Genomic DNA, 14,084 nt, shown 5'->3' on the forward strand with positions numbered 1-14,084 from the left:
CATGGAAGTTTTGCGTGATATCGCCGCCCTGGATGCGAAAATCCGTGAATGCGATGCGGCCAGCGCCGTGTCGGATGACGCCTTGCGTCAGGTGTTTACCACTTTTCGCATGGATTTTGCGGCGGACCTGCCCTCAGACCCCCTGAGCGAAGCCTATCATGATCGCCAGATGGCGCTTTATAATGGTGTCTCCGGCAAGGCATATCGGCTGGAAAATGAAGCGACACCCTTCAATGCCAGGGCAGCGGCGAAACGGCCGTTTCCATGGTCGACCCAAAGCGTGGGCACGGCGGGCCGCTATCTGGGCGCGATCGCCCACCTGCTGCGCACCCTGAAGGTATCGCCCGGTGACCGGGTACTGGAATTCGGGCCAGGCTGGGGCGAAACCACGCTCACCATGGCCAGGCTGGGTCTCGATGTCACAGCCGTCGATCTGGAGGCCAATTTCTGCGAGCTGATCCGGTTGCGCGCCGCCGAGGCCGACGTGCCGGTAACCGTGGTCAATTCGGATTTCATGTGGGCCGAAACGATAACGGACCCGTTTGATGCGATTGTTTTCTTTGAATGTTTCCATCATTGTGACGATCATATCCGCCTGTTGCGGGCGCTGAAAGGTGCGCTTAAGCCCGGAGGACGTATCTATTTTGCCGCTGAGCCCATCGTGGATGACTACCCTGTGCCGTGGGGGCTGCGCATGGATGGCGAATCCCTGTGGGCGATCCGCAAACACGGCTGGCTGGAACTGGGCTTTCGCAGCGACTATTTCCGCAAGGCTCTGCGCCATTGCGGCTTTAAAAGCCTGCGTCACGCCTCTGCCGATCTCGGCCACATCAGCGTATGGGAAGCCTGGGTGGACGACGGGAGTCCAAGCCTCTATTCGGGCGATGATTCGGCCCTGCAGACCCGTGACGGTCAAAAGCGCGATGGCCGGCTGATTTTCGACCGGGCCGGGCGTGGCCACCAGCTCTGGGGCCCTTATGCCGATCTGCCGGCCGGGCGTTACCGGGCCACCCTTTTCCTGGAAGGCAAACCGGCCGGCAAGGTCACGCTGGATGCCTGTGTGGAAACGGGACAGGTTGTCCTGGCATCCAGAACCATACGCATGGGCCTGTTCGGCGCGTCACCCGAAAAGCTGGCGCTCGATTTTGAGTTGCCGGAAGACGCGGTTGGACTGGAAGTACGGCTGCGCGTCCACGATCGGTTTACCGGCATGATCAGCCGGCTGGAGATTCGGGCCGTCGACTGAGGTCAGGCGATCAGGTCACGCATCGGCGCCACATCGGCCGATTCGGGGAAGATGTCCTGTCCCATGGCTGAAACCGGCGTATCGAACAGCCCCTGCATGACCCCCTTGGCGATCGCGCGGATATCGGTGGTTGGCGCCAGGTCGCGGGCCTGGTAAAGCTGATTGGTCTTTAGCCCTGGCCAGTCGGCGATGACCCGCCCCCCTTGACCGCGCCGCCGGTCAGGAAGGCCACGGTTCCTGTCCCGTGATCGGTGCCGTTGGTGCCGTTGATGGCGGCGGTGCGGCCGAATTCGGTAATCACCAGTATGGCGGTGTCGTTCCATACGGGCCCCGGGGTCTGCTCAAAAGTCGCCAGTGCCCGGTCAAGGCCGCTGAGTTGCTTTTCGAGGATGGAGATTTCACTGCTGTGCGTGTCCCAGCCTTCGATCGCCATTGCGCCAATTCTGGGTCCGTCGTCGCGCGCCATCATCCGCGCCGCGCCCTGCGCCATGGCCACCATAAGATCCGCCTTGCCTTTGGCGTTGTCACCGGCCGCGCCGGCAATGGCCTGGCTGCGCAAGGCCGTGGCGCAAATATCGGCCAGTTTCGGATCGCTGGCCTTGTAAAGTGCCATCACACGGCCGGGCAGTGCGTCGTCACGCAAAGGCTGGGTGCTTGGCGTCCAGCCCAGGCAGTCGGCCTGTCCGCGCAGGATCAGCGGTGTGATGGCGCCAATTGCCAGTCCGCGATCGGGCACGATTTTTTGCCCGGAGCCTTGCGTCAGGAGCAGGCGGTTGAGCCAGCCGCTATCCTTGTGGCCGGGGCCTGGCTGGCCGGATTCAAGCACATCCTGGCCGTCGAAGTGCGAGCGGTCGCGGTAAGGCGAGGCGCTGGCGTGAACAATCAGCGCCTGTCCGGCCCTGTACTGACGCGCAAGATTGGGCATGGCGGGATGCAGGCCGAACATATCGCTGAGTGGCACAGGTGTGCCCACCTTGTGCGCCAGATCGCCGCGCAGGTGATTATAGGCCGGATCGCCAACCGGCGGCACGGCGGTCAGTCCATCGAGGGCGCCGCGCAGGACTATGGTCATGAAGCGCGGGTCACGCGTGCCGGCGGCGCTGGACAGGCGCGGGATAAAGCCGGCGAAGGCGGTGCCGGTGCCCAGTTGCAGAAGTCGCCGGCGGGAAAGAAGTGTGTGAGTCATGTCAGCGCCTCATGAATTCAGGTGACATAAAGGCCAGGCTAAGGCCCTGGCGGGCATTTTCCGCCTGGCTGATGGCGGCGAGGGTTGTTTCAGACAGGCGCGGTCCCAGAAGCGACTGCGCGAACAGTCGGGGATCGACATTTTCCTTCACGGCGCGGCCGATACGATTGGCGGCTTCCATGCGCGCGAACAGGCCTGGCGGCGTGGCCCAGGTATCGAAACGGTCGGAATAACCGTTGGGGCCGCCCGGACGCCACATGCGCTCCCCCAGGGTGCCGAGCACGGCGTCTATGGAAATGGGCACAAGGGTGACGCCGGTGGCGCGCATCATGGCTATGAGATATTCCTGCGGCAGCCGCATCTTGTCACAGGCCGGGCTCCAGGCTTCCGGCGACTCGATCAGGGCGTGGCTGACCAGTCCAAGATCGCCGTCAGTCCGCTGGAACACGTCCGCCAGCCGGTCAACCAGGCTTTGCGGCGGGCTGTCGGAAACGAAATGCTGGGCCAGTTTCAGAGCGATGAAGCGGGCGCAGGCCGGACGCTCCGCAAGGTCAAGCATGATATCGGTTGCCTGGAAGAAACCATCATTTCTATAGGTGCGGCCAAGAACTTCGCGCGATCCCGGCTGATGGTTTCCTGGTGCGAATTTGAAGCCGTCCCTGAGAGGCATCGGATCATTGGGGCGTTCGTCCGGTGTGATCGTGTAGGTCCAGCCGGTAAGCGCCGCCGCGAATGAGGTTACATCAGCCTGAGTATAGCCACTGCCGACGCCCAGAATATGCAATTCCATGATTTCGCGGGCAAGATTTTCGTTCAGTCCCTTGCGGCTTTTCCTGCCGCCGGCCGAATCCGGGCCGATGGAATCCTGATTGTCGAGATACATCAACATGCAGGGATGCGTTTCGACCGAGAGCAGCAGGTCTTTGAAGCGGCCGAAAATATTGGGGCAGATCGCTTCGCGCTCAAAGGCGCCGGCGGTCACACCGATATTGCCATTCTTGTCGGTCGAAACGGCGAAATGGTTGGCCCAGAACATGACCATGCGTTCATTAAAGCCGATATCAGGCGCCAGATATGCGCCGTTGAACCGCACATCCAGTTCCTGCATGTATATTTCATTGGCCGGTACTATAAGCGGCGGCTGTGCTGTGTCGGCCGCATCGATCGACGATGGCGCTTTTTCGCGGTCCCTGACGGCGACATAATAAGCCTTCTGACGCGCCAGCAGTTCAGGTGCATCCGGTAAGGGAGCTTCGGTTACAAGGCGCGGTCCTCCTGCGCGAATCTCATCGGCCAGTATCTGGCGGGCGCGACCGCTTATGGCGTCGCCCCCCTCGGGACCGCTGCCAAGGCCGAAACGGGACAGGGCGAGGGAATCGTCAAAGCTTGCGGAAGCGGCCATGGTATGACTCGTAGGGCGTTGCGGACCGGAAATCGGTGCACTGAAAATCCGTGTGCTTGAAAAATACCCGCCCGTTTTGACCGAATTGGGGCTTATATAGTGTCGCACTTGCTATAATGGGCTGGTATTCAGGGAAAAAAGCCCTAATCTGAACATGAAAGAAAGAGTAAACTTCGATCATGCCGGATCATCGTTCCATATCAGAGACAAGCAACCCGCTATTGCCGCGCCTCGATCCTGAAGAGGCAGGTTATCTGGGCGAAGAACTGCACAGCCTGCGCGAGCTTGTCAGCCGTGGGGACGCGCTGGCGACAGCGGGCGGGTCAGTCATGGCCTGGTGGGGCATTGTGCTGGCTGTCACCCATATTCTGAAAGCCCTGATGGCGGCCGACTGGCTGCCGGCGGGATTGCCGGTTGGGTGGGGCGCGGCGATCATTGGCGTGCCTGGCGCGCTGCTGATTTCGCATTTCGGCCGTGACGGCTATTCCTTCCGATCCTGGCGCAACCAGGCGATTTCCACGACCTGGGTTTTCGCCGGCATAGGCATTTTTGTTTTCCTGCTCGGCAGCCAGTGGACCAGGGTTTCAGAACCGCATATCACCATGGCATTCCTGGCCATCGTGTTCAGCCTTGTGCTGGCGGTGATGGCAACGTCGAGCAGTCAGTCATGGCTGCTGGGCATGGCGGGTGGCTGGATGTTGACCGCTGGGGCCATGTTCGTGCTTGATAGCCCGATCGACCGTTATATCGTTATGGCCGCGGCCACCGTCTGCTTCATGACGGCGCCCGGCCTTGTTCTGTTGCGTGCCGAGCGGCGCGCCCAACCCAAGATGAGGACCATATGAGCCTGTTTGCCCACGAAAGCCTGGAGGAGGTCATTCATGGCCGCGCCCGTCTGGCAATCCTGGCCTTCCTGTCAACGGTCGGCAAGGCCGACTTCGTGACCCTGCGCGGGGAAATCCGCATCAGTGATGGCAATCTGTCGCAACATCTGAAGAAGCTCGATGACGCCGGTTATATCCAGCTTGATAAAACCATTTCGGCCGGCAAGCCGCGCACGATTGCCCGTCTGACGGCCGCCGGCCGGGACGCTTTTTATGACTATCTCGATCATCTGCAAAGCCTGCTGAACGCCGTGCCTGGCCGGGGTGCGGAGGGGTAAATCAAGCCCAAAAAAAGACACAAACCGTGATCACTTGGTGTTGATAAGCGCACTTTTTAAGTGTAACCATACCGCTGCCGGACTGTGGCGCGACCTTACGCGCATCCTTCCGGTGCAGAGCCTGCGAACAGCGGGCTTCCGTGCAGCTATTATGTCTGAGCCGTCAGGATTCCGGGGGGAATAGGGGGCGGCGCGGACAGAGAGCTATCGTCTCAGGGCGCTTTGGGGGCTCTGAGACGACCGCACGGTGCGGTCTCTCTGCATCACTGACGGGTATTCTCGCGCATCGCGCGATACTGGGCTATGCGACGGGCGCCGTCCATGGAACGGTCCTGGGTCAGCGCCACCAGTCCCAGGGCCATGCGTCCGTCCTTGTCGGCCAGGGTAGGGGCCAGTTCCTTTATGTACATGACGCCTGCGTAGCGCGTGGCGTAGGCTTCGGCTTCGGCCATGGCGGAACTTTTAAGATCGGCTGGCATAAGACTCCAGTTGGAAAAGACATAGGCCAGGCGCCAGTCATGGGCGTCCGGTGACAGCGGGCCTGCTACGTACGAACGGCGAAGGGCGTCCAGCACGCGTCCGGAAAGTGCCGCGTCCTTTTGCTGGTAGGCAGAAGCCAGAAGCAGCCAGTTTTCGGCGCGTCCTGGCGCTGCGTTCACTGTCTTGCGTGCCATGTCAATGCGCCGGTCATTATCGGTAACGGCCAGGGTGCGTGCGTAGAGCGATTCGGAAAAAGGCAGCAGCGCCGGCATGGTGTCCGGCATGGCGAATTGCAGGGCCGCCACGATGCCGAGCAGAGCTATGGCCAGTGCCAGGCTGGCGGAGCCGTATCTGAGGGATCGTGTCCATAACAGGGTCTGAGTCATGGAGCGGGAATAACAGGTTTAGCGGTTGTAAGCTATACGTGTGGCGGGCATTGGCGTGAAGTCAGGGGCGGGGGCCAGCGACACCCAGGCCAGGTCGTCGCCCGGTGCCTGACGCGACACCCAGTAATAGCTGGTCTTCTGCCAGGGCCTGACCCTGTAGGCGAGGTTGTCGAGGACGAAATCGCCCTGCTTCGTGGCGACCACGAGCACGGCGTGATCTTCATTAAAGCGCGTCCGGACGATCGCCAGGCTGAGGGCGGCGGCCGGTATGCCCTGTTCGATCAGCAGCCGGCGCTTGATCAGGGCGAAATCTTCGCAATCGCCGCGCGCGCCGGGAGTCAGGGCCGGAGCGTCCCAGTAATCATTGACATTGTAGACGCGGGCGTCGGTGTCGGCGATCAGGGTACGGTTGACGCGATTATTAATGGCCTTCAATGTGGCCATGGTGTCGCTGTCCAGGTCGATCCGGTCATAATCCACGGCAGGAGCGGGCACTGGCACGGCGTTGTCCTGGCGGTTACCAGCAGGGCGTGGCCATTGCGCGGGCGTGACGGCGCCGGGCGCCGGGTCATGCGCACTCTCCCCGATCTGGTGTGCGAAGGCCAGCTCATATTTCTCGACCATGGCCTGCCGGGCCAGGGAAACAATGCGTGCGGCCTCGGGCTGTGCCGACTGTTGACAGTCTTCCGGCGAACGCGAGCACATTTCCAGGAAGGCCGTGGGGGCCGCGATCTGCCGTCCGGCCGGCAGAAAGGTTGCCTGCAGGGAAGAACGGTCGGCGGCTACACCTGTACCGGCATACAGGCCGCCCAGAGCGGCTGTGATGGAAGCGAATGCAAGTAAACGGCTTTTTGCATACTTGTTAATACGAGTCATAACCATCACGTCCTCTTTGTGGTTATGTTATCCTCTCAAACAAGATTCAATTTCAGGCTAAAAAGTATCGTCAACAACTGATGTACAGCTATGGTTTACAATAATTAAGCCTGTTTTTTAATGGCGGCAAGGCGCCATGTCCCCACGCTTTTGTGATCTGTATGGACTTTTTCCCACACCGGTTGTGCAAAAGGTTAAAAACCACCGCAGGCCCTTGAGTGTGGCAGTGCGAAAGAATAAGGTGTTTCACGGTTTCGGGATTCATCACTCATACTCATGCTGACCGCGCTAAAGTCTCTTTTCGGCACGTCGAAGCCTAAACCTGAGCCGCCGGCATCACGGATCGGGCGGCTTGTCTATGCCATCGGTGATGTTCACGGTCGTCTTGACCTGTTCGAACGGATGATTGAACAGGTGCGCAACGATGAGATGGCGAGGGGGGAGCGCCCGCTGATCGTTCTGCTGGGGGACTATGTCGATCGGGGGCCGGATTCCGCGGGCGTGCTCTCGCGCATACTCAGGCTTCAGGAAGAGGCGTGGTGCGATGTCGAGGTGCTGCTCGGCAATCACGAGGAAGCCCTGCTGAAATTCCTGCACACGGCACAGAACGGGCCGTCCTGGGTGGATTATGGCGGCGGCAGCACCTTGGGGTCGTATGGCGTGGCCCTGCCGGCGTCGCGTACCGATCCGGCACAGTGGGAGGAAACGCGCAAGGCGTTTGCCGACGCCCTGCCCGAGGCGCACCTGGCGCTGCTCAAGAACATGAAGTACCTGTTGAAGGTGGATGACTACGTTTTTGTTCATGCCGGCGTCCGTCCGGACTTGCCACTGGAGGCGCAGGGCGCCGAAACCTTCCTGTGGGTGAGGGGAGCTTTCATGGCGTCGGAAAAGGCGTGTGACTATGTTGTGGTGCATGGCCACACACCGGAGGAAGAGCCGGCGGACAAGCGCTGGCGCATCGGAATCGACAGCGGCGCCTACGCCACCGGCGTCCTGACAGCGGTGCGGCTGAAAGACGTCTCCCGCCGAATCATGCAGGTTCGCTTCTAGGGCGTTTGCTCTGGCATATCTTTTGCAGAGGTTTAGGGGAAGCCCCGGCAATAAGGGCGGGTGCTGTGTATTTTAAGCTTAAACTGGCGTAAAAGCGTAAATTGAGACAACCTCTTTAAATTCCTGAGGCAGACGTGGACAGATTGCAGGTATTATTCAATCGTTTCCGAACGGTACTGACGGGGCTGATGCTCCTGGCGGTGACCCTTTTTGGCACGGGTGTTGCGGCAAATGCCCAGGTGGTGGCTGCGCCCGCAGATGTGCCGGCCACGGCAACGGCGAGTGCCGGCTATGAATACAGGCTTGGGTCGGGTGACAAGATCCGGCTGATTGTTTTCGGCGAGCCTGACCTGAGCGGCGAATTCACGATTTCGGGCGACGGCATTGTTTCGCTGCCGCTGATCCGGGACGTGCGTGCGGCCGGCCTGACGGCGCCACAATTGCAGGCCAATGTGGAGACTGCCTTTAAGGAAGGCTATCTCAAGGATCCGCGGGTCAGTATCGAGGTGCTCACTTTCCGGCCGTTCTACATCCTTGGTGAGGTCGTCAAGCCGGGTGAATATCCTTACAGCAATGGCATTACGGTCGTGAACGCGGTGGCCCTGGCCTCCGGCTATACCTACCGCGCCAATCAGAAAAAGGTCTTTATCCGCCACGCCGGTGCAACGACCGAAGAGGAGGTGCCTCTGACCTCCGCGACCATGGTGGCGCCGGGTGATACGATTCGCATCGCCGAACGTTACTTTTAGGTATCACTTTAGGTGTAATCACTTTGCACCTAAAGCGGTTTGGGCTATTGGGCTTGAATCGATAACCGTATTATGATTTCGTTTTAGCAAGTGCGAAAAAGAGATTCTTTTCGCCGCCGAGGGGCTTGAAGCCAATGAAAAAGATCATCCTGGGACTTGGCGCTGTCGTTGGACTGTCGGTCGCTGCCGTCGCTATTGCCGCGCCAGCCGGTGTCGTGCCTGCAAATGTTGAAAAAGAATCGTCTTCCCTGGCGATGAAGCTGGTCTCTACCGCCAACCAGGCGGAAGAAGCCGCCTTCGTGGCTCTGGGCAGCGATGCCGCCGCGATTGCGGGCGCCACGGGTAACGGCCCTGCGGTGGCCGGCGAAGGCACCGCTCAGCCAGGACAGAGCGCCCACGCTACGGCGCGCGATGCGGCTGTATCCGAAGACGTCGTCGCGCTGATAGTTGTCGCTATCGAAAACGACATCAAAGCCCAGGTAGCGGCCGGTGTGCCGACCTTGAGCATTTCCACGGCCCTGACCCGCGCTTCCAACGCGCCGAACCTCTCGAAGAACGTCGCAGCGGCTTTCGGGCGCGTCCAGGGCGACCTGGAAAAGCTGTTTGACCAGACATCGCCCGGCGCGGTCAATGGCCGCAATCATGTCGGCAACCTGCCCATCGCGCCCAAGGGTGCGCCGGCCGGAGCTGGTTATCGCGCAGGTTAATCCGGCGCATATTTGTTTTTTAGTTCAGGCCCGCGTCCGCAGGGCTCTTTCCAACGACTTTGTCAGTATGACGGGGATTAATATGAAATACGGCACATCGCTGGTAGTGCTTTCCGTTGCCTTGCTTGCAGCTAATGCGGCGCACGCTCAGGATTCCAACTTTGCCCGTGATCGCAATATCGCGGTCACCGAACGCATTCCGCCTGAATATGAGCCGCGTGGCCTGCGCTGGGGCGTTTTCGATGTGGCGCCGTCTCTGGATGTCGATGTCAACAGCAATGACAATATCTATTACGCGCCCGCCAATGAGGTCTCCGACACCTATTCGGCCATCACGCCGCGCGTGCGGATTACCTCCGACTGGGGGCGCCATCAATTGACCGCCTCGCTGCGGTCGACCTTCATGAACTATGCGGATAACGACAACCTGAATACCACGAGCTGGGAAGCCGCGCTGGCGGGCCGGCTCGATATTCACGGCCGCAGCAATTTGTTTGCCGGCATCAATTACAGCGACGCCTTCGAAGCCCTTTATGATCCGTCGGCGCAGACGGTCGCCACCAACCTGGCCAAGCCGATCGAGTACAAGGCCACGGTGGCGAATGCCGGTTTTGTGGCGGAAGGCAATCGCCTGCGCTTTGTCGGCCAGGTCGTGCTGACAGATCTGAAGTACGAAGATGCCATGACCCTTGGTGGCGTTGTCATCCCGCAGGGTGACCGCGACCTGACTCAGGTCAACTATTCCGGTCGGGCAGATTACGCATTGAGCCCCGATACCTCGATCTACGCCATCTGGGTTGGCAATAAGCGTGATTATAAGGATGCGGCCATCAACCGTGACTCGGATGGTTACGATGCCGCCGTCGGCGCCAGTTTCGACCTGACCAACCTGATCCGGGGCGAGGCCCAGATCGGCTATCAGGAACAGACCTATGACAATCCGGCGTTCCCGAAGGTGGACGGCGTATCGTTTGCAGCGAATGTCCAGTATTTCCCCACCCAGTTGCTGACCGTCTGGGCGAACACGGCCCGCACGATCCAGGAAACCCCGCAGTTTGGCGCTTCGAGCTATACATCGACCGCTTCGCAAATCGGCGCGGACTACGAATTGCTTCGGACCCTGGTGCTCAGCGCCTCTTATGGCTACACGACCGACGAATATAACGGCGTCGACCGCACCGATGACCGGACCAATCTGTGGCTGGGCGCCAAATATCTGGTCAATCGTCATATCGTCATCCGGGGCGGTTACACTCACAGCGAGAACAAATCCAAAGGAAACGGCGCCATTCCGGGTTACAAGGATAACGCATTGAGGGTTTCTTTAGGGCTTCAGTATTAAGCTCCCGGGACCGGAGGCATTAATCCGGGGTTCTGTTCAATCTTACGCTGGCACAATTTATGATCTCGGATAAACATACTACTGAAACCGATGGGTCGGACAGCCTGCTGCCTTCCCTCGACCTGACCGCCATTATAGCGGATTTCAGACGTTTCAGCCGGTTCTTTGCGGTCATTTTCGGGTGCGTCTTTCTGCTGATCATCGTGCCGGTGCTGATGCAGGTGCCGACATACACGGCCACGGCCAGCGTCATGATGGATCCGCGGACCCTGAATGCCACGCCAAATCAGGATGTTCTGTCCGACCTGCCGCCCGATGCGGTGACGGTTGATACCGAGGTCGAGATACTCAAGTCCAATGCCCTGGGCGACCGGGTTCTGCGTTCGCTGCAACTGGATCAGGACCCTGAATTCAATCCGGCGCTCAACAGCAGCCACTTTTTCGGCCTGATCAAGAACAAGCCGGATAATCGTCGCCTGACCCCCCTGGAGGCCCAGGGGCGCCACGAGGCCGTTCTGAATAATGTATTGGGGCACCTGACGGTCGCGCGTTCGGGAGCAACCCGGATTATCACTATTTCCTTTACGTCGACTTCTCCGGAGAAGGCGGCACGGATCGCCAATGAGTGGGCGCGTCTCTACCTGTCTCAGCAACTGGAGACAAAGTTCCAGGCCACAAAGGAAGCCAATGACTGGCTGAACAGCCGTCTGGGCGACCTGCGTACCCAGGTGGAAGCCGCCGAGACGGCTGTGCAGCAATACAAGATCGCTCACAATCTGCTGGCGGTCTCGCCTGACAACACCCTTGGCCAGCAGCAGATTACGACACTTGACCAGCAATTGGCGGGTGTGAAGGTTGATCGGGCCGAAAGCGAAGCGCGCCTGGCCGTCGCCCGGCGTCAGTTGACTGCGGGGTCCGGCGGCGAAGATGTCGGCGAAGCGCTCAATTCGGACGTGGTCAAAAACCTGCGCGCCCAGCGAACGACGGTGAGCCAGCGTCTGGCCGATCTGCAGTCGCGTTACGGCAGCAAGCACCCGGACATTATCAAGGCGCAGGACCAGCTTAACGATATCGACGCCCAGATCCGCGCCGAAATCCAGCGCATTATGTCAAATCTGGAAGCCCAGGCCGAAATTCAACGGCAGCGCACGGCGTCACTTGCCGGCAGCGTCGCGCAGGCGAGGGGGCAACTGGTTGGCAATAACCAGGCCATGGTCAAGCTGAATGAGTTGCAGCGCAATGCCGACGCGGTTTCGACCCTGTATCAATCCTATCTGGATCGTTTCAAGCAAACCTCATCGCAGGAAGGCATTGATCGCTCCGATGCCCGGATCGTATCGAACGCCGCCCTGCCGACGGGACCGAGCGCCCCGAAAATACCTCTCTCCATGGCCTTGGCCTTCATCGGTGCTCTGGGAGCGGCTACGGGGTCTGTGCTGATCCGCCGCGCTCTGGACAGCGGGCTGACGACGGCCACGGATGTCGAAACCATCCTGCGCCAGCCGCACCTGGGTAATGTCGCCGATCTGGCCTCCACCCTGACGCGCGGTCAGAAGGCAACGCCGGCGCAATATGTCGTCGATAAACCCCTGTCGGTCTTTTCCGAAGGCTTCCGCATCATGCGCGCCGCCCTGATCTATTCTCGCATAGGGCACGACGTAAAGGTCATCGCGGTGACCTCTTCGTTGCCCGGCGAAGGCAAGACGACGACCTCTGTCTGTCTGGCACGTGTCATGGCGCTGTCGGGGCAGTCCGTGGTGGTGGTCGATTGCGATCTGCGCCGTCGTTCGATCAATCAGTACATCACTGGTCCTGTGGAAGGGGGCTTCTTGAAGTTCTGGCCGGCAAGGCAGAACTGAAAGATGTCCTGATCAAGGACGACCTGACCAATGTGCTCTATCTGCCGCTGGTTGAAAGCGCCTACACGCCCAAGGATGTGTTTGGTTCCGAAGCCATGGATCAGTTGCTCGACAAGCTGCGCGCCAGCTTCGATGTGGTGATCCTGGATACGGCGCCGGTGCTGGCCGTGGTTGATACCCGCATCCTGGCTCGCAAGGCCGACGTTGTGGCCATGCTGGTCCGCTGGCGGAAGACGCAGCGCAAAGCCGCGCAGGCATCGCTCGAACTGCTTACCGAGACCGGGGCTCATGTTTGCGGTGTCGTGCTTACCCAGGTCAATGTCAAGGAACAGGCCAAGTACGGCTATGGCGACAGCGGCTATTACTACGATCAGTACAAGAAGTACTATCAGGAATAGCCACCTGGTCCCTTGCGCGGAGCCGCGTGGGATCATGGGTGTTGCAAGGCAAAACCGGATGAAAGTCGCTATCGTTCACTATTGGCTGGTCGGCATGAGGGGCGGCGAGAAGGTACTCGAATGCCTATGCGAACTGTACCCCGAGGCGGATATCTTCACGCTGGTAGTGGATCGTGACAAGCTGTCCCCCTTCTTCTGCGACATAAAATCACCACCTCGTTCCTGCAAAAAATCGGCGGGCGCCGCTTCTATCAGAAGATGCTGCCCCTTGTGCCGCAGGCGCTGGAATCCTTTGACCTGACGGGCTACGACCTGATCCTGTCCAGCGAGGCGGGCCCCGCGAAAGGGATTATCCCGCCGCCGGAAGCCGTGCATATCTGCTATTGCCACTCCCCCATGCGCTATATCTGGGATCTTTATCCGCAATATTACCGCAAGTCCGGATGGCTGGCGCGGCTGGCCATGCGTCTGACATCAAGCTGGCTGCGGGCGTGGGACGTCACCACGTCGGCACGGGTGGATCACTTCATCGCCAACTCGGCTTTTGTGGCCAAGCGCATAGAGAAGTTCTACCGGCGTGAGGCCACGGTGATCCATCCCCCGGTCGATGTGTCCCGTTTCACACCCTCCGATACAACAGAAGACTATTATCTCTGCGCCGGCCAGATTACGCCGTATAAACGCATAGACGTGGCGATTGAAGCCTGCACCCGCCTGAACCGGCGCCTGGTCGTGATTGGCTCCGGCGCGACAAAGGAAATGAAACGCCTGGCGGGACCGACAATCACCTTTCTCGACAAGATCGATGATGAAGCCATGGCGCGCCATTTTCGCAATTGCCGGGCGCTGGTTTTCCCGGGCCTGGAAGATTTCGGCATCGTGCCTCTGGAAGTCATGGCCAGTGGCCGGCCCGTTCTGGCCTATCGCAGAGGCGGAGCGGTTGAAACGGTCGTTGAGGGGAAGACGGGCGTATTCTTCAACGAGCAGACGGCAGACAGCCTGATTGACGCCATAAACCGGTTCGAAGCGCGGCTGGATGATTTCGATCCGGCGGTTATTGCCAGACATGCCCAGGACTGGAATCGTGACGTTTTCAAGAGCAGGCTGCAAGCCTTCATTGCGTCGTGCCTGCCGCAGGCGGATGCGGCATGACCTTGTCACCTGCACCAAAACATGACAGAAGAGCGACTTGGTTCCCGCGTCCGGCCGCCATCGTTTTTCGCCTGAATCATAAAGGATTT

Annotated in this window: 14 protein-coding genes; 10 read left to right on the forward strand and 4 right to left on the reverse strand. The window is 59.9% G+C overall.

Annotated features, from left to right (window positions below; translation table 11 throughout):
• The first annotated feature begins 1 nt into the window (after position 1).
• Positions 2-1,246: a class I SAM-dependent methyltransferase gene (locus tag NVV72_12345; protein ID MCR6660080.1), complete on the forward strand. Its 1,245-nt coding sequence runs from the start codon at positions 2-4 to the stop codon at positions 1,244-1,246.
• 169 nt (positions 1,247-1,415) lie between these two features.
• Here the strand turns inward: NVV72_12345 and NVV72_12350 are convergent, their stop codons facing one another.
• Both NVV72_12350 and NVV72_12355 read right to left on the reverse strand, forming a co-directional pair.
• Positions 1,416-2,432 (reverse strand): DUF1501 domain-containing protein, encoded by a 1,017-nt coding sequence (locus tag NVV72_12350; GenBank protein ID MCR6660081.1) that lies wholly within the window; start codon positions 2,430-2,432, stop codon positions 1,416-1,418.
• 1 nt (position 2,433) lies between these two features.
• On the reverse strand, positions 2,434-3,834 hold the full coding sequence (locus tag NVV72_12355) for a DUF1800 family protein (GenBank protein ID MCR6660082.1): 1,401 nt from the start codon (positions 3,832-3,834) through the stop codon (positions 2,434-2,436).
• A gap of 179 nt (positions 3,835-4,013) precedes the next feature.
• Here NVV72_12355 and NVV72_12360 point away from each other — a divergent pair, with 179 nt between their 5' ends.
• Together NVV72_12360 and NVV72_12365 are read left to right on the forward strand one after the other, a co-directional pair.
• Positions 4,014-4,679, forward strand: a complete 666-nt coding sequence (locus tag NVV72_12360; protein ID MCR6660083.1) for a hypothetical protein — start codon at positions 4,014-4,016, stop codon at positions 4,677-4,679.
• Positions 4,676-4,996, forward strand: a complete 321-nt coding sequence (locus NVV72_12365; GenBank protein MCR6660084.1) for a transcriptional regulator — start codon at positions 4,676-4,678, stop codon at positions 4,994-4,996. The genes NVV72_12360 and NVV72_12365 overlap by 4 nt, the downstream gene beginning before the upstream one ends.
• Before the next feature lie 263 nt (positions 4,997-5,259).
• Here the strand turns inward: NVV72_12365 and NVV72_12370 are convergent, their stop codons facing one another.
• Together NVV72_12370 and NVV72_12375 are read right to left on the reverse strand one after the other, a co-directional pair.
• Positions 5,260-5,862 (reverse strand): hypothetical protein, encoded by a 603-nt coding sequence (locus NVV72_12370; protein MCR6660085.1) that lies wholly within the window; start codon positions 5,860-5,862, stop codon positions 5,260-5,262.
• Between the two features lie 18 nt (positions 5,863-5,880).
• Positions 5,881-6,738 carry a transglutaminase-like cysteine peptidase gene (locus NVV72_12375; GenBank protein ID MCR6660086.1) on the reverse strand — a complete coding sequence of 286 codons (858 nt, stop codon included), beginning with the start codon at positions 6,736-6,738 and terminating at the stop codon, positions 5,881-5,883.
• A gap of 276 nt (positions 6,739-7,014) precedes the next feature.
• Here NVV72_12375 and NVV72_12380 point away from each other — a divergent pair, with 276 nt between their 5' ends.
• The 7 genes from NVV72_12380 to NVV72_12410 all read left to right on the forward strand — a co-directional run bounded on the left by NVV72_12380 (position 7,015) and on the right by NVV72_12410 (position 13,995).
• Positions 7,015-7,788 (forward strand): serine/threonine protein phosphatase, encoded by a 774-nt coding sequence (locus NVV72_12380; GenBank protein ID MCR6660087.1) that lies wholly within the window; start codon positions 7,015-7,017, stop codon positions 7,786-7,788.
• 143 nt (positions 7,789-7,931) lie between these two features.
• On the forward strand, positions 7,932-8,537 hold the full coding sequence (locus tag NVV72_12385) for a polysaccharide export protein (GenBank protein ID MCR6660088.1): 606 nt from the start codon (positions 7,932-7,934) through the stop codon (positions 8,535-8,537).
• Between the two features lie 134 nt (positions 8,538-8,671).
• A complete protein-coding gene (locus NVV72_12390) occupies positions 8,672-9,244 on the forward strand; it encodes a hypothetical protein (protein MCR6660089.1) in 573 nt (190 codons plus the stop codon).
• 82 nt (positions 9,245-9,326) lie between these two features.
• Complete coding sequence (locus NVV72_12395; GenBank protein MCR6660090.1) at positions 9,327-10,586, forward strand: outer membrane beta-barrel protein; 1,260 nt, start codon at positions 9,327-9,329, stop codon at positions 10,584-10,586.
• Between the two features lie 59 nt (positions 10,587-10,645).
• Positions 10,646-12,445 carry an exopolysaccharide transport family protein gene (locus tag NVV72_12400; protein ID MCR6660091.1) on the forward strand — a complete coding sequence of 600 codons (1,800 nt, stop codon included), beginning with the start codon at positions 10,646-10,648 and terminating at the stop codon, positions 12,443-12,445.
• Positions 12,355-12,843, forward strand: a complete 489-nt coding sequence (locus tag NVV72_12405; protein ID MCR6660092.1) for a CpsD/CapB family tyrosine-protein kinase — start codon at positions 12,355-12,357, stop codon at positions 12,841-12,843. The genes NVV72_12400 and NVV72_12405 overlap by 91 nt, the downstream gene beginning before the upstream one ends.
• A gap of 258 nt (positions 12,844-13,101) precedes the next feature.
• The gene (locus NVV72_12410; GenBank protein ID MCR6660093.1) at positions 13,102-13,995 is read left to right on the forward strand and encodes a glycosyltransferase; all 894 of its coding nucleotides are present in this window, start codon (positions 13,102-13,104) and stop codon (positions 13,993-13,995) included.
• Positions 13,996-14,084: the final 89 nt, after the last annotated feature.

Source organism: Asticcacaulis sp., from assembly GCA_024707255.1.
Classification (GTDB): Bacteria; Pseudomonadota; Alphaproteobacteria; order Caulobacterales; family Caulobacteraceae; genus Asticcacaulis.